At 74.4% G+C, this 14,218-nt stretch carries 13 protein-coding genes and 1 pseudogene; 6 read left to right on the top strand and 8 right to left on the bottom strand.

The genetic code is table 11. From position 1 onward, the window contains the following. Positions 1-141 precede the first annotated feature (141 nt). Together DQ241_RS20760 and DQ241_RS21005 are read left to right on the top strand one after the other, a co-directional pair. Positions 142-315 carry a hypothetical protein gene (locus tag DQ241_RS20760; RefSeq protein WP_199583975.1) on the top strand — a complete coding sequence of 58 codons (174 nt, stop codon included), beginning with the start codon at positions 142-144 and terminating at the stop codon, positions 313-315. Between the two features lie 31 nt (positions 316-346). Further along, a pseudogene (locus DQ241_RS21005) lies at positions 347-1,165 on the top strand (YhjD/YihY/BrkB family envelope integrity protein); the annotation flags it as partial. Positions 1,166-1,203: 38 nt separating this feature from the next. On the opposite strand, the gene DQ241_RS02010 reads toward DQ241_RS21005, so the two are convergent. Both DQ241_RS02010 and DQ241_RS02005 read right to left on the bottom strand, forming a co-directional pair. Continuing rightward, on the bottom strand, positions 1,204-3,576 hold the full coding sequence (locus DQ241_RS02010) for a transglycosylase domain-containing protein (RefSeq protein WP_113828909.1): 2,373 nt from the start codon (positions 3,574-3,576) through the stop codon (positions 1,204-1,206). Between the two features lie 116 nt (positions 3,577-3,692). Next, a complete protein-coding gene (locus DQ241_RS02005) occupies positions 3,693-5,750 on the bottom strand; it encodes an AAA family ATPase (protein ID WP_233492156.1) in 2,058 nt (685 codons plus the stop codon). A gap of 147 nt (positions 5,751-5,897) precedes the next feature. On the opposite strand from DQ241_RS02005, the gene DQ241_RS02000 reads away from it, so the two are divergent. Beyond that, positions 5,898-6,920, top strand: a complete 1,023-nt coding sequence (locus DQ241_RS02000) for a zinc-binding dehydrogenase (protein ID WP_199583973.1) — start codon at positions 5,898-5,900, stop codon at positions 6,918-6,920. Between the two features lie 58 nt (positions 6,921-6,978). Here the strand turns inward: DQ241_RS02000 and DQ241_RS01995 are convergent, their stop codons facing one another. The 4 genes from DQ241_RS01995 to DQ241_RS01980 all read right to left on the bottom strand — a co-directional run bounded on the left by DQ241_RS01995 (position 6,979) and on the right by DQ241_RS01980 (position 12,099). Continuing rightward, positions 6,979-7,644 carry an acVLRF1 family peptidyl-tRNA hydrolase gene (locus tag DQ241_RS01995; RefSeq protein WP_113828473.1) on the bottom strand — a complete coding sequence of 222 codons (666 nt, stop codon included), beginning with the start codon at positions 7,642-7,644 and terminating at the stop codon, positions 6,979-6,981. Further along, positions 7,641-8,891 (bottom strand): alpha/beta fold hydrolase, encoded by a 1,251-nt coding sequence (locus DQ241_RS01990; protein ID WP_113828472.1) that lies wholly within the window; start codon positions 8,889-8,891, stop codon positions 7,641-7,643. The genes DQ241_RS01995 and DQ241_RS01990 overlap by 4 nt, the downstream gene beginning before the upstream one ends. Position 8,892: 1 nt before the next feature. Next, complete coding sequence (locus DQ241_RS01985; protein ID WP_113828471.1) at positions 8,893-10,107, bottom strand: MFS transporter; 1,215 nt, start codon at positions 10,105-10,107, stop codon at positions 8,893-8,895. 174 nt (positions 10,108-10,281) lie between these two features. Continuing rightward, entirely contained in the window at positions 10,282-12,099 is a 1,818-nt protein-coding gene (locus DQ241_RS01980) for a phosphoenolpyruvate carboxykinase (GTP) (protein WP_113828470.1), read from the bottom strand. Between the two features lie 256 nt (positions 12,100-12,355). On the opposite strand from DQ241_RS01980, the gene DQ241_RS01975 reads away from it, so the two are divergent. Next, a complete protein-coding gene (locus DQ241_RS01975; RefSeq protein ID WP_113828469.1) occupies positions 12,356-12,784 on the top strand; it encodes a hypothetical protein in 429 nt (142 codons plus the stop codon). Here the strand turns inward: DQ241_RS01975 and DQ241_RS01970 are convergent. Further along, entirely contained in the window at positions 12,760-13,284 is a 525-nt protein-coding gene (locus tag DQ241_RS01970) for an SRPBCC family protein (protein WP_113828468.1), read from the bottom strand. The genes DQ241_RS01975 and DQ241_RS01970 overlap by 25 nt on opposite strands. Beyond that, positions 13,281-13,628, bottom strand: a complete 348-nt coding sequence (locus DQ241_RS01965) for a helix-turn-helix transcriptional regulator (RefSeq protein ID WP_233492155.1) — start codon at positions 13,626-13,628, stop codon at positions 13,281-13,283. Before DQ241_RS01965 ends, DQ241_RS01970 begins: the two co-directional genes overlap by 4 nt. Before the next feature lie 55 nt (positions 13,629-13,683). Here DQ241_RS01965 and DQ241_RS01960 point away from each other — a divergent pair, with 55 nt between their 5' ends. Both DQ241_RS01960 and DQ241_RS01955 read left to right on the top strand, forming a co-directional pair. Further along, entirely contained in the window at positions 13,684-13,902 is a 219-nt protein-coding gene (locus tag DQ241_RS01960) for a hypothetical protein (protein WP_113828466.1), read from the top strand. Positions 13,903-13,972: 70 nt separating this feature from the next. Next, complete coding sequence (locus DQ241_RS01955) at positions 13,973-14,215, top strand: acyl carrier protein (protein ID WP_113828465.1); 243 nt, start codon at positions 13,973-13,975, stop codon at positions 14,213-14,215. Positions 14,216-14,218: the final 3 nt, after the last annotated feature.

The raw sequence follows: 14,218 nt of genomic DNA, 5'->3' as shown, positions 1-14,218 counted from the left end.
CCGTGACAACGGGTCGAATGACATTTGTGTGTTTCGATGGTCCAGATCACGGGCATGGCTGCCGATCGGCGTGACGAACCGGTCCGGGATCACCGGCGCGGCGCCGTTTCGCCGCCCGCTCCGGCGACCACTACCGAAGGCATGGACCTTCGCAGACCCCTCCTCCTGCTCGCCGTCGCGGGTTCCCTGGTCGCCTGCGGCGACAACAGCGACCTGCAGCGCGGCGAGACCAACTGCGACTCGCAGGGCGAGGAGGCCAGCAACCCGCACGACGCCAGCTGCGAGGAGACCGGCGTCAACGACGACGTCGAGTGAGCCGCGCACGACGGCTGCGCACCTGACGGGCGTGGCGCACGCCCCCGGCGAGCCCGCCGCCGCCCGCGGGCTGCGGTCGGTCACCCGGTTCCTCGTCGACGGCGTCCGACGGCGGCTGCGCGGTCGCGACCTCGCGCTCATCGCCGCGGGGCTGACCTTCTACGCGGGCATCGCCGTCGTCCCGGTGCTCGTGCTGGCCTTCGGCCTCACGGCCTGGCTCACCTCCGCCGAGCGGGTGCAGGAGCTCGGCAGCCGCGTCGCCGACCTGCTGCCCGCCGAGCTGGGCGCCCCGGCCGCGGTCGACCGGCTGGTCGAGGCCGGCATCGGCCTGCAGCCCCTGGGGGCCCTGCTGGCCCTGCTCCCCCTGTCGCTGTACGGCGAGGGGCTGCGCCGCGCGCTGCTGCGCTTCAGCGCGCGTGAGGAGGGGATGACCGGCTGGCGCGGACGGCTGGCCGCGCTGCCCCTGGTGCTCCTCTCCCCGTTCCTCCTCTACCCGCTGCTGCTGGTGGCGGCGCAGATGGCCGACCTCGCCGCGCAGGACGGCGCCGGCCCGGCCCTGGCCCGGACCGCGCTCGGGTTCTACGCCGTGCTGGCGGCCCTCACCCTCCCGCTCGGCTGGGGCTTCCGGGTGGTCGGCGGCGGCCGGGTGCACCGGCCGGCGCTGGTCTGCGGCACCTTGTTCACGGCCGCCTGCGTCTCCGGGTTCCTGCAGGGCTTCGTGCTGTTCCTGTCGCTGCCGCTGGACCTGGGCGCACCGTTCGGCGGGCTGACGGTCGTCGGCGGCGTCGTCGCCATCGGGCTGTGGCTCTTCCTGCTGCACGTCGTCGTGCTGCTCGGCTGGCTGCTCACCGGCTCGCTCGACGAGCTGCTCCAGCAGCGGGCCGCGGCTCAGCCGCCCGGCGGCCAGGGGATCGCCGGCCAGTCCTCCGGCCACCCGGGCAGCCCGGGGAGCGTGGGCGGCACCACGGGTGGCACGACGGGCGGCACCACCGGATCGGGCGGCGGGGCCACGACCGGCGGGGGTGCCACCACCGGCGGCGGCTCCGGAGCGGGCGGGACGTAGTCGCGGCCGTTGCTCACCTGGATGGTGACCAGCTGGCCGGGGACCGCACGCGCCGGGCTCAGGCCCACGAGCGCGCCGGCCGGCAACGCGCTGTCGACGTCCCGCGTCGCGGAGGTGAACCCGGCGGCGGCGAGGGCGGTGCGGCACTCGTCGACGGTGGCGCACGCCGGCACCGCCTCGGTGTTGCCGCGGACGACGGCGGGGTCGGCCGGCCGGAAGGTGCCGCTGCCCCGCGCGGTGAGGATCGGCGCCATCGCGTCGTGCCAGATGCGCGCGCCCTTGTCCCCACCGAACCCGCCCACGTCCCGGGCCCGCTTCGGGTCGAAGACCATGACGCTGGCCGCGATCTCGGGGGTGTAGCCGACGAAGGCGACCGAGTAGTTGTTCTGCGTCGTCCCGGTCTTGCCCGCGATCTGGTGGCCGGGCACGTACGCCCGCGGCGCCGTCTGCCCCGGGTTCCCCGGCTCGACGTCCTTGCGCAGCATCTGGGTGAGCGTGTCGGCCACCCCGGGCGGGATCGCCTCGGGCGTGCAGGGGTCGGCCGGCACCAGCGGCTCGCCGTCGTCGCCCAGCACCGGCTCCCCGTGGCGGTCGAGCACCGCGGTCACCGGCGTGACGTCGCACTGCGTGCCGCTCGCGGCCAGCGTCGAGTAGGCGCTGGCGAGCCCGAGCGGGCTGGTGGCGTCCGGCCCGAAGGTGAACGAGCCGTTGTTCTCGTCGATCGTCCGCTGCGCCAGGCCCTGGGTGTCGAACTGGTACAGCCCCATGGCCTCGGCCATCCGGACCGGCTCCGCCACGCTGCCGAGGGCGTCCTCGAGCGCGAGGAAGTAGGTGTTGGAGGACTGGTAGAGCGCCGTCGTCATGTCCAGGGTGGACCGGTAGCTGCCGGAGTTCCGGACGTCGTACGGGCCGCCGTCCTCCCGGAAGACCCGCGAGTAGTACGGGCTCGGCGCGTCCAGCGTGTAGGTGGACGAGTAGCCGCGGGCCAGCGCGGCGGCGGCCACGAACACCTTGTACGTCGAGCCCGCGCCCGCGCTGGCCGCCGCGTTGAGGTTGTACGACTCCTGCGTCGGGTCGGTCACGTCGTAGCCGAACACCCGGTTCACGCTCATCGCGAGCAGGTGCCCGGTCCCCGGCTCGACGGCGGTGAAGGTCGCGGCCCGCGAGTCCTCCAGCGGGAGCGTGGCCAGGACGGCGGCGTCGCCGGCGCGCTGCAGGTCGACGTCGAGCGTCGTCCGGATGGTGTAGCCGCCGCGTTCGAGCTCCTCCGTGGTGAGACCGAGCGTCTGGGTGAGGTACTTCTGCACGAAGTCACACACGTACCCGCCGACGCTGGCCTCCGCGCAGCCCCGCCGCGGCGCGGGCTCGGGGGTCAGGCCCAGCGGTGCGGCCTGCGCCTCGGTGGCCTGCTCGGGGGTGATGTAGCCCTGCGCCGCCATCCGGGTGAGCACCTGGTTGCGGCGGAACGTCGCCCGCTCGGGGTTGACGAACGGGTCGTCGTCCGACGGGCTCTGCACGAGCCCGGTGAGCAGCGCCGCCTGCGGCAGGGTGAGGGCGGCGGCGTCGACGCCGAAGTAGCGGCGGGCGGCCGGCTGGATGCCGTAGGCGTTGTTCCCGAAGTAGACGATGTTGAGGTAACGGGTGAGCAGCTCGTCCTTGCTGTAGGTGGCCTCCATCGCCAGCGCCAGCCGGGCCTCGCGCACCTTGCGGGCCAGGGTCTTGTCGACGGCGGCGTCGCGTTCGTCCTGGGTGCGGGCCGACTGCAGCAGCGTCTGCTTGACCAGCTGCTGGGTGAGCGTCGACCCGCCCTCGCGGACGTCGCCGGAGACCACGTTGGTCACCAGTGCCCGGACGGTCCCCTGCACGTCGAGCCCGCCGTGCTCGTAGAACCGGGCGTCCTCGATCGCGACCATCGCCTGCTTGACCACCTCGGCGATCTCCGAGGAGGCGACCGGGTCGCGGTTCTCCTCGTAGAACCAGGTGATCGGCTCGCCGTTCGCCGCCAGCACCACGGTGTTGCCCGGCGGGGTCTCGTCGGTGAGCTCGGCCGGCGGCTCGCCCAGGAACCCGCCGGTCTGCGAGGCGGCCAGCGTGGGCCCGCCCACCCACGGCAGGAGCAGCCCGGCCAGCAGGACGCCGGCGAGCAGCACGCTCCCCGCGAGCGTGCACAGCGTGGCTCCGGTGCTCCGCTGGCGCATGCCGATCTCCTCCCGACCGGGCACACCTCAGCAGAGCGGGGACACGCCCGACAACCCTCCGCGCCGAACGTAGCCAGCCCGTGACGGTGCGTGACGGGCAGGTGGGAAAGCCGTGGTCAGAGCGCCGGGTGTGCCGTCAGGGCCTCGAGGAGCTCGCCGCGGTGCAGGACCACGAGAGTGCTCACCGCCCGGGTGAGGACGACGTAGAGCCGGTGCAGGCCGCGCGGTTCGGCCGCGACGATCGCCGCCGGGTCGACCACCACGACGGCGTCGAACTCCAGCCCCTTGGCCAGCGTCGCGGGGACGACGGCGATCCGGTCCGGCGCCTCACCGTCGTCGCCCAGCACGGCCGCCGGCACCCCCGCCCCGGTCAGCAGCCGGGCCAGCTCCGCCACCTCCGCATCGGCGCAGACGACGCCGATCGATCCCGGCGCGGCCGCGAGCTCGGCGACCACCTCGGCGAGCGGGCCGGCCAGCCCGGCCACCGGGCGGACCCGCAGCGCGCCGGGCTCGCTGCGGACCGCGCTCGCGGGCGGCAACCCGGGGGCGATGAGCGGCAGCAGCCGGTTGGCGTAGTCGAGGACCTCGGCCGGCACCCGGTAGCCGCGGGTCAGCGGGCGGACGACGGCGCCCGGGCGGCCGAGGTCGGCCAGCGTGCGCGCCCAGTCCGACGAAGACCACGGGCTGGTCGCCTGCGCCAGGTCGCCGAGCACGGTGAGCGACCCCGCGGCCAGCCGGCGGGCCACCGCCCGGCACTGCATCGGCGAGAGGTCCTGCGCCTCGTCGACGACCACGTGCCCGTAGCCGCTGGTCCGCTCCAGCAGGCCGGCGGCCTCGTCGGCCAGCACCGCGTCGGCCTCGGTCCACGGCGCCGTGCGCGCCGACCGGGGAGCGGCGTCCCAGCGCAGCAGCGCCCGCTCGTCGTCGGTGAGGACGCCGCGCGCGGCCCGGGCGAGCAGCGCCTCGTCGGTGTAGAGGGCGAGCAGCAGCCCGGCGGCGTCGCGGGCGGGCCAGACCTCGTCGCAGAACGCCCGCACCTCGGGGCTGCGCGCCGCCCGCCGGGTCTCGGCGTCGGTGGGGCTGCCACCGGCCGCCTCCTTCTGCCGCCGGGCGTCCTCGGCCAGCAGCATCGCCAGGCGCTCCCGGCCCGCCGCGTAGTGCAGCAGCTGCTGGTCGTCGTCGCCCCGCGCGCGGCGGCGCAGGTCGTCGACGTAGCGCTTGAGCCGCTCGACCGGCACCCGGTACCTCCGGCCGACCAGCGGCACCAGCACGTCGTCGGCGGGCTTGCGGATCTCGCCCCAGAGCGCCCGCCGGAGCACCTCGGCCATGCGGGCGTCGCCCTTGAGCACGGCCACCTCGGGCCGGTCGACGGCGCGCACCGGCACGCGGGCGGTCAGCTGGGCGACCGTCGTCTGCTCGACGTCCACCTCGCCCAGCGTGGGCAGCACCTGCTCGATGTAGCGCAGGAACGCCCGGTTGGGGCCGACGACGAGCACGCCGGTGCGGGCCAGCTGCCCGCCGTGCGTGTAGAGCAGGTAGGCGGCGCGGTGCAGGCCGACGGCGGTCTTGCCGGTGCCCGGGGCGCCCTGGACGCAGACCGACTCGGCGAGCGGGGCGCGCACGATGTCGTCCTGGTCGGGCTGGATGGTGGCGACGATGTCGCGCATCGGGCCGCTGCGCGGGCGCTCGATCTCGCTCCGGAGGAACGCGCTCTCGCCGTCGTCGGCGGTGAGGTGCTCGTCCTCGTAGCCGGTCAGCTCGCCGCCGGCGAAGCCGAACCGGCGGCGCCGGCTCAGGCCCTGGGGCTCGACGGCGCTGGCCTGGTAGAACGGCCGGCTCATCGGCGCGCGCCAGTCGATGACCACCGGGTCGCCGGCGTCGTCGCGGACGTGCCGGCGGCCGATGTGGAACGTCTCGTACGGGCTGTCGGTGCGCCCGAAGAAGGGCGGGACGCCGGGATCGGCGGCCAGCGCCCGCAGCCGCTCGGCCCGGGCGGCGCCGAGCCGCTCGGAGGCCCAGGCGTCGACGCCGGCGTCGGTCACCGCGGTGGCGGCGACCCGCATCTGCGCCAGGCACGCCTCGGCGCGGGCGAGGTGGGCGCGCTCGGCGTCCAGGACGGGATCGGGGACGGAGGGGTCGGGGACGGTGGTCTCGGGTGCGGATCGGTGAGACACGGTCGGAGGACGTTACGCGCGCTGCCCGCGCCCGGTCCACCAGCTTTCGGTACCGGAAGCCGCCGGCCTCCGCTCGGCTTTCGGTACCGAAAGCTGCCGCCCTCCGCTCGGCTTTCGGTACCGAAAGCTGCTTGGGAGGGTGGGGCCATGACACAGGCGATCCCCGACTCGATGCTGGCCGGACGGCTCGACGTGCGCACCCGCGCGTTCGCGGTGAAGGAGGTGCCCACCCCCTCCCCCGGTCCGGGCGAGGTCCTGGTCCGGGTGGCCGCGGCGGGCATCTGCCTCTCCGACGTCCACCTGATCGAGGGGATGCTCTCGCCGCTGTTCCTCGCCGGCGACGAGGTGACGCTCGGCCACGAGGTCGCCGGCACGGTCGCCGCGCTCGGCCCGGGGGTCGCCGGCCCGGCCGTGGGCACGCGGGTGCTGCTGCAGGCCGGCGAGGAGAAGGGCGGCTGGGTGCACACCCGCGGCGTCGACTACGACGGCGGCTGGGCGCAGTACGCGGTGGCCACCACCGGCACGCTGGTCCCGATCCCGGACGAGCTGCCCTTCGAGCAGGCGTGCATCGTCCCGGACGCCGTCTCGACGCCGTACGCGTCCATCGTCGCGACCGCGCAGGTCCGCACCGCCCAGCCCGTCGGCGTCTGGGGCATCGGCGGGCTCGGGGCGCACGCCGTGCAGCTGCTGCGCACGGCCGGGGCCGCCCCGATCGTCGCCGTCGACCCGGTGCCCGAGGCGCGGCAGCGGGCGATGGACTTCGGCGCCGACCTGGCGCTGGACCCGTCCGAGGACGTCGCCGCCCGCGTCCGCGAGCTCACCGGCGGCGCGGGCCTGGCCTACGCGTTCGACTTCGCCGGCGTGCCCCCGGTCCGGGAGCAGGCGGTGCGCACCCTGGAGCGGGACGGCGCGCTGGTGCTGGTCGGCCTCACCGACCAGCCGCTGACCATCCGCAACGGCACGCAGTTCAGCTACTTCCAGCAGCGCATCCTCGGCCACTACGGCTCGGAGCCCGCCCACGTCGAGGAGCTGGTGCGGCTGATCCGGCACGGCCGGCTCGACCTGTCCCGCTCGATCTCCGGCACGCTGCCGCTGGCCGACGCCGCGAGCGGTGTCGAGCAGCTCGCCCGCAAGGAGGGCAACCCGATCCGCCTCGTGCTCCAGCCCTGACCGCAGCTCTCGGTACCGGGAGCGCAGCTCCTCACCCGGCTCTCGGTACCGAAAGCTGTCAGGGGCGGTCGGCGGGTTCCACGATCGTCACCTCGACGGCGCGGAACTGCGCCGGCGTCCCGAGCAGCACCGCCTTCGTCGGATCGCCGACGTCGAGGTGCGCCTCCCGGCGCAGCGCGGCCAGCGGCGCCAGCCGGCGGTCGGACAGCACGTCGTCGGCCAGGCCGCGGTCACCGCCGGTGAACAGCGCGACGACGTCCGCGGCGTGCGGCAGCAGCACCCGCACCGCCGTCTCCACCGCGTGCGCGACGACGGCGTCGGTCTGGTTCGACCGGCGCCGGGCGAACCGCTGCTGCGACCAGCCCCCGGCCGCCGTCCGCCCCTGCACCTGCCGGGCGTCGACCTTGGACGCCACCAGCCGGCCTCCGTCGAAGACGCCCACCGCCCAGCGCCCTCGGCGGACCAGCAGCACCGCGGCCCGCCGCTCGGCGCGGGCCACCGCGGTGAAGGTGCCCAGCAGCGGCGTCCCCGGCGTCCAGCCGAACGGCGCCCGCAGGGCGAGGGTCGTGCTGTCGGCGCAGGTGACGCGGACGACACCGTCGTCGGCCCGGACCTCGGTGAAGGCGCCGTGCCGCTCGGCGACGCCGTCCAGCCACCTCCCGAGCCGCTCGGGGGCGACGCCGAGCCGCCGTCCCCCGCCCGCCGCCGGCCGGGCGCGGGTCATCGGGAGCGCAGCGGCAGCAGCCGGTCGAGCACGTCGCCGGTGCGCAGCCCGTCGTGCTCGAACTCGTTGGTGACCCAGGTGCGCACGTTGCCCACGGCCTCGGCGGTCTCCAGGGACAGCGCCGCGTCCACGTACATGTCGTCGAAGTAGACGGCGGCGTCGACCGGCACCTCGTTGGCCGCCAGGCGGGCCGGGTCGTAGAGCGCGGGGAACTCCTCGATCTCGGCGAGGGCGTGCGCGGCCGGGCCGAAGGGCCGCAGCGAGGCGATCTCGTCGAACATCCAGGGGTAGATCATCTCGCCGGTGAAGGGCAGCGGGCGGCGGGAGCCGTCGAACTCCGGGCCCCGCTCGGCCTCCGCCGCCCAGCCGGTCGCGCCGGCCCCGGAGGCGTAGATGCTCTCGTGCAGCGCGGCGTAGAGCGGGTTGTCCCAGAACGACGTCCGCCGGGCCACCTGGTCGAGGAAGGTGTCGGACAGCCCGTCGTCCTCCAGCGCCTCCTCGAACAGCCAGTGCAGCTCCTCGGGTCCGGCCTTGGTGCCCAGTACCTGGCCGGTGGTCTGCAGCCGGCGCACCGACAGCCGGTCGCCGTCGGGCAGCAGCGCCGGCCGGGCGGTGAGCCGGTCGGCGACCCCCGCCACCAGGGCGACGTCGTCGGGGTAGCGCTCGTAGAACCGGGCGGTCTTCGCGGCGACGCGGGGATAGGTGCGCCGGTACAGCTCCCGCGCGTCCGGCCGCAGCCCCGCCAGCCCGCCGGTGACCAGGCAGCGCTGCAGGCCCTGGGGCGCGAACGACAGGTAGGTCAGGGTGATGAACCCGCCGTAGCTCTGCCCCAGCGTCGTCCAGGGCCGGCCGTCGTAGAGCGTCGTCCGCACGTGCTCGGCGTCGGCGACGATCGAGTCGGCGCGGAAGGCGAGCAGGTGCTCCGCGGCGGCGCGCGGGTCGTCGAACGCCGCGATCCGCCGCGCCGTCACGCGGGAGCTGCGGCCGGTGCCCCGCTGGTCGAGCAGCACCACCCGGAAGTCGCGCAGCGCGCGCTCGATCCAGCCGCCGCGGGTGGGCCGCGGCGACCGGCCGCCCGGGCCGCCCTGGAGGAAGAGCAGCAGGGGCAGGTCGGCGTCGCGGCGGTCGGGGTGCACCAGCTCGCGGACGAAGACCTCGGTCGCCGCGCCGTCGTCGCTCCCCCACCACAGCGGCACCGGCACCGACCGGTCGGTGACGAGCGCGCCGGGGATCTCGTAGCGGCTCACGTCAGCGCGCCAGGGCGGGCGTCGGCGCGTGCTCGGCCGGCACGTGCAGCTGGCGCTGGCCCAGCGTGACGACGACGGCCGCCACGGCCGCCGCGACGGTGGCGACGACGAACGCCGCGTTGGCCCCGGACACGTCGACGATCTTGCCCGCCAGCGAGGCGCCGATCGCCACCCCCAGGGCCAGCGAGGTGCCGATCCAGGTGAACGCCTCGGTGACCGCCGCCCGCGGGACCAGCAGCTCCGCCAGGCTGAAGGAGCTGATCAGCGACGGCGAGACGGCGATCCCGGCGAGCACCACGAACGGCACCATCAGCCAGACGTCGCGGATGACCAGCAGCGGGACGCTGAGCACGGTGAGGGCGATCAGCACCCCGGCCAGCCGCAGCCGCAGCGGCAGCCGCCAGTGGAACGTGCCCCAGCCGATCCCGCTGGCCATGGAGCCCACGGCCAGACCGGCGATGAGCACACCGGACATGGACCGCACGCCGTTCTCGTCGGCGAAGGCGACCAGCGCGATCTCCAGCGTGCCGAGGACGGCGCCGACGGCGGCGCCCACCACGAAGAGCACCTTGAGCCCGTCGATCCGCATGGGCGAGGGGCCGTTGCGGTGCTCGTGGGGCGCCGGCGGGGGCTCGGTGCGCCGCTGGGCGGCGAACAGCAGGCTGCCGACGGCGGCGAGGGTGAACGCGGTGACGACGCCGGACGTGGCGTGCCCGGTGGTGGACAGGAACGTGACCAGGACCGGGCCGGCGATGAAGACCAGCTCGTCGACGACGGATTCCATCGCCAGCGCGGTGTGCAGCCGGTGGCTGCCGCGCAGCAGGTGGGTCCAGCGCACCCGGATCATCGAGGAGACCGGCGGGATGCAGGTGCCGGCGACGCCCGCCGCGGCGAACACCGTCCAGGTGGGCCAGCCGTCCCGCACGGCGGCGATGAAGACCGCTCCTGCCGCGACGAAGACCGCCAGCACCGGCAGCAGCACCCGGCGCTGGCCGTGCGTGTCGGCGAGCCGGCCGATCAGCGGGCCAGCGAGGGCGGTGGTGAGCGCCCCGACGGCGGCGACGGCGCCGCCCAGGCCGTAGGAGCCGGTCTCGGAGGCGACCAGCAGCACGCAGCCCAGCCCGACCATCGACAGCGGCAGCCGTCCGACGAACGCGGCCAGCACCATGGGCAGGGCGTGCGGCGTGCGCAGGACCTGCAGGTAGGGATTCGCCACGTGGGGAAGTGCCTCCGTCGACCGGGGTGCGGCCTACCGAAGTTAACCGACTCCGCGACGGCGGGCTCGTCGATCACCGGTGCGGCCGCCGTTGATCAGGTCACCTGATCACCGCGGGTCCTGGCTCACGGTCGACGGTGAGCCAGGACCCCTGGCGGTGAGCCAGGACGGGGTTCAGCCGTCCAGGCGGTGCTTGAGGATCTCCAGCTCGTCCCACATGGTGCTGGGCAGCTTGTCCCCGAACTTCTCGAACCACTCGGTGATCTGCGGGATCTCCTCGCGCCACTCCTCCGGCTTCACCGCGAGCGCCTTCTCGACCTGCTCGCCGGTCATCTCCAGCCCGGCGACGTCGAGGGAGTCCGGCGTCGGCACGTGGCCGATCGGGGTCTCGACGGCGGCGGCGGTGCCCTCGAGCCGCTCGACGACCCACTTGAGCACCCGGCTGTTCTCGCCGAAGCCCGGCCACAGGAAGCCGCCGTCCTCGTCGCGGCGGAACCAGTTCACGTAGAAGATCCGCGGCAGCTTGGTGGCGTCGTGCTGCTTGCCGGTCTCGACCCAGTGGCCGAAGTAGTCGCCGGCGTTGTAGCCGATGAACGGCAGCATCGCGAACGGGTCGCGGCGCACGACGCCGACCGCACCGGTGGCCGCCGCCGTCGTCTCGGACGAGAGCGTGGCCCCCATGAAGACGCCGTGGTTCCAGTCCCGCGCCTCGGTGATGAGCGGGATCGTGGTCTTGCGGCGGCCGCCGAACAGGATCGCCGAGATCGGCACGCCCTTCGGGTCGTCGTACTCCGGCGCCAGGATCGGGCACTGGGTGATCGGGGTGCAGAACCGGCTGTTCGGGTGGCTGGAGAGCTCGCCGCTCTCCGGCGTCCAGTCCCGGCCCTTCCAGTCGGTGAGGTGGGCGGGGGCCTCGTCGGTCATGCCCTCCCACCAGATGTCGCCGTCGTCGGTCAGCGCGACGTTGGTGAACACCGAGTTGCCCTGGTCGATGGTGCGCATGGCGTTGGGGTTGGTGTCCCAGCCGGTGCCCGGGGCGACGCCGAACAGGCCGTACTCGGGGTTGAGCGCGTAGAGCCGGCCGTCCTCGCCGAAGCGCATCCAGGCGATGTCGTCGCCGAGGGTCTCGACCTTCCAGCCCGGGATCGTGGGCTCGAGCATGGCCAGGTTCGTCTTGCCGCAGGCGCTCGGGAAGGCGGCGGCGACGTAGTAGACCTTCTGCTGCGGGCTGGTCAGCTTGAGGATCAGCATGTGCTCGGCGAGCCAGCCCTCGTCGCGGGCCATGACCGAGGCGATCCGCAGCGAGTAGCACTTCTTCCCGAGCAGCGCGTTGCCGCCGTAGCCCGAGCCGTAGGACCAGATCATCCGCTCCTCGGGGAAGTGGACGATGTACTTGGTCTCGCTGCACGGCCACGGGACGTCGGCCTGACCGGGCTCCAGCGGAGCACCGAGGGAGTGCATGGCCGGGACGAACGGGCGGTCCTCCCCCATGGCGTCCAGCACGTGCTGCCCGATGCGGGCCATGACCCGCATGGACACGACGACGTACTCGGAGTCGGTGAGCTCGACGCCGAACATCGGGTTCTCGGCCTCGACCGGGCCCATGCAGAACGGGATGACGTACATCGTCCGGCCGCGCATGCACCCGCGGTACAGCTCGGTCATGACCGACTTCATCTCGGCCGGGTCCATCCAGTTGTTGGTGGGGCCGGCGTCGGCCTCGTCGACCGAGCAGATGTAGGTGCGGTCCTCGACGCGGGCGACGTCGCTGGGGTCGGAGGCGCACCAGAAGGAGTTGGGCTTCTTCTCCAGGGGGGTGAAGGTGCCGGCGTCGACCAGCTTCCCGGTGAGCCGCGCCCACTCCTCGTCGCTGCCGTCTACCCAGACGACCTGGTCCGGGGTCGCCAGCTCCGCCATCTCCCGGACCCAGGCCAGCAGCCGGGGGTGGGTGGTCGGGGCGTTGTCGAGACCGGGGGTGGCCAGGGAAGTCACGGCGTCTCCATCCTCTGCGTCGCCGGGGGCGGCGGTGCCCCGGGCGCTGGCGTCGATCCGGGCCGCCGACGCCGTTGTCGGCGGTCCGGATCGCGTCAGGCTACCGACGTTCTAGACGTCTGTAACCGTGAGAGATGTTACGTATAGGACGTCTTGTCCTCAGGTCGAAAGCCCCTGGCACGAGGGCGATCTGGGCCACACCATGCGCGCGGCAACCCCTGCCGCGACCGGCGCCGTGCGCCTACCGTTCTGGCGCATGGCGCACCGTCGGGCGCTCGTCGCCGTCTCTGCGGTCCAGCTCGCAGCCGGCCTCGGCGGCCAGGTCGTCGCACTCCGGCGCCGGCGCGCCTACGACACCCCCTTCATGGGCGGCAGCCCGGACGCGGTGGGCCGGGACTCGCTGGTGCTGGGGACGGCGCTGAGCGCGCCCGTCACGATGCTGATCGCGCAGGCGTGGGGGACGGCCCGGCTGGCCGGCGGGCCCGACGAGCGGGCCCGCGCGGTGCTCCTCGCGCTGAGCACCGTGATGGTGCCCGGCTACCTGCTGGAGCGGCTCTGCCGGGCCCGCCTCACCCCGGGTGGCGCAGACGCGGTCGAGACGCCGCTCGTGGCCACCGGGCTCGCCGGCGCGGTGGCGATGGCACTGCTGGCGCGACCGGGTCAGCCCGCCGCGGTCCGCCCGTAGGCCGGCCCGACCTCGGCCAGGAAGACGTCCCAGCTTCCCGGCTGCGGCGCGCCGGCCACCTCGGCGGCGAGCTTGTCGAGGTACCAGTGCCACCCCATCGCGAAGTCGGTGACGTCGGCGTCGGCGCCGAAGACCTGGACGAACCGCAGCTGGGTGCGACCGTCCTCCTGCCACAGGTCGAGGTCGATCCGCCAGGCGTCGGTGTCCTCCTGCGTCCACTCGACGACCAGGCGCCGCGGAGGGTCGCACTCGACGATCCGCATCGGCTCGCCGGCCGGCTCGGCCTCGTGCGTCATCGTGAAGGTCCCCGTGCTGCCCGGGCGGCGCTCTCCGTCGAACGTGCCGATCCAGCGGACCAGCCGGTCGGGCTCGGTGAGCGCCGCCCAGACGTCCTCGACCGGATCGGGCCACGAGCGGCGGAACTCCAGCCGCTGGCGCCCGTCGGGCTGCCTGGTGACGACGCCGCGGCGGCCGGAGGCGGTCTCGGTGGTCTCGCTCATGGGTTCGCTCCGTTCGTGCGCGCCCGCCGTCCGCGGGCGATCTCGGTGTCCAGGGCATCCAGCCGGGAGGCCCACAGATCGCGGTAGGGCTCCAGCCAGTTGTCGAGCTCCCGCAGCGGTCGCGGGTCCAGCGCGTAGAAGCGGTGCCGGCCGTCGGTGCGCGCGCTGACCAGCCCGGCCTCCCGGAGCACGCGCAGGTGCCGGCTGATGGCCGGCCGGCTGACCGGGAAGCGGTCGGCGACCTCGCCGGCGGACCGTTCGCCGCCCGCCAGCAGTGCGACGATCTCGCGCCGCGTGGGGTCGGCGAGCGCCTCCAGTGCGTGCACGGTGAATACGTAACACATCAGTTACGCGTTCCGCCAGGGGTTGCCGCGTGCCGGGCCGGGTTAGGAGGAGCCCATGACCGTCACCGATCCCGACACCCCGGACCCGCTGAACGACCCCCGCACGACCCAGGCCGACCCCGGCGCCGTTGCCCAGGGCGCCGATCTCGCCTCGACGGAGGACGACCCGACCGCCACCGGCGAGGACGAGCTCGCCACCAGCGCGAACCTCGAGGACGAGGCCGGCGGCAGCGACGTCACCGGCGGTGCGTTCTCCGAGACGCCGGAGGCCTGAACCGTGTGACGGATCGGTCCGGCCCGGGTATGGCTGCGCGCGTTCCCGCCAGCTGAACCGAGGAGGACCGATGGCCACCGGTGAGACCGGCTTCGAGGACGTCTTCTACGACCTCGTCTCCGTCCAGTACCACTCGCTCAAGGCCGGGCACGACTACGGCCAGTACGTCCGGGACGCCGAGAACGCCGGCCTGGACGACATCGCGGCCTTCTTCCGCGAGGTGATGGAGCAGGACTCCGCGCGCGCGAAGCGCTGCCACGAGTTCCTGGGCCGCCTGCAGGGCACCTCTCAGGGCGGTCCCGCGACGCAGTGAGCG

The organism is Blastococcus sp. TF02A-30 (assembly GCF_003319185.1).
In the GTDB taxonomy this organism is placed as follows: domain Bacteria; phylum Actinomycetota; class Actinomycetes; order Mycobacteriales; family Geodermatophilaceae; genus Blastococcus.
The sequence above is the reverse complement of the archived record's forward strand: the minus strand, read 5'-3'. Positions and strand labels throughout refer to the sequence as shown.

Bases quoted from the DNA above. Each gene is read 5' to 3' on its own strand.
- DQ241_RS20760 (WP_199583975.1), top strand. From the start codon at position 142: ATGGACCTTCGCAGACCCCTCCTCCTGCTCGCCGTCGCGGGTTCCCTG.
- DQ241_RS02010 (WP_113828909.1), bottom strand. From the start codon at position 3,576: ATGCGCCAGCGGAGCACCGGAGCCACGCTGTGCACGCTCGCGGGGAGC.
- DQ241_RS02000 (WP_199583973.1), top strand. From the start codon at position 5,898: ATGACACAGGCGATCCCCGACTCGATGCTGGCCGGACGGCTCGACGTG.
- DQ241_RS01995 (WP_113828473.1), bottom strand. From the start codon at position 7,644: ATGACCCGCGCCCGGCCGGCGGCGGGCGGGGGACGGCGGCTCGGCGTC.
- DQ241_RS01975 (WP_113828469.1), top strand. From the start codon at position 12,356: ATGGCGCACCGTCGGGCGCTCGTCGCCGTCTCTGCGGTCCAGCTCGCA.
- DQ241_RS01970 (WP_113828468.1), bottom strand. From the start codon at position 13,284: ATGAGCGAGACCACCGAGACCGCCTCCGGCCGCCGCGGCGTCGTCACC.
- DQ241_RS01965 (WP_233492155.1), bottom strand. From the start codon at position 13,628: ATGTGTTACGTATTCACCGTGCACGCACTGGAGGCGCTCGCCGACCCC.
- DQ241_RS01960 (WP_113828466.1), top strand. From the start codon at position 13,684: ATGACCGTCACCGATCCCGACACCCCGGACCCGCTGAACGACCCCCGC.
- DQ241_RS01955 (WP_113828465.1), top strand. From the start codon at position 13,973: ATGGCCACCGGTGAGACCGGCTTCGAGGACGTCTTCTACGACCTCGTC.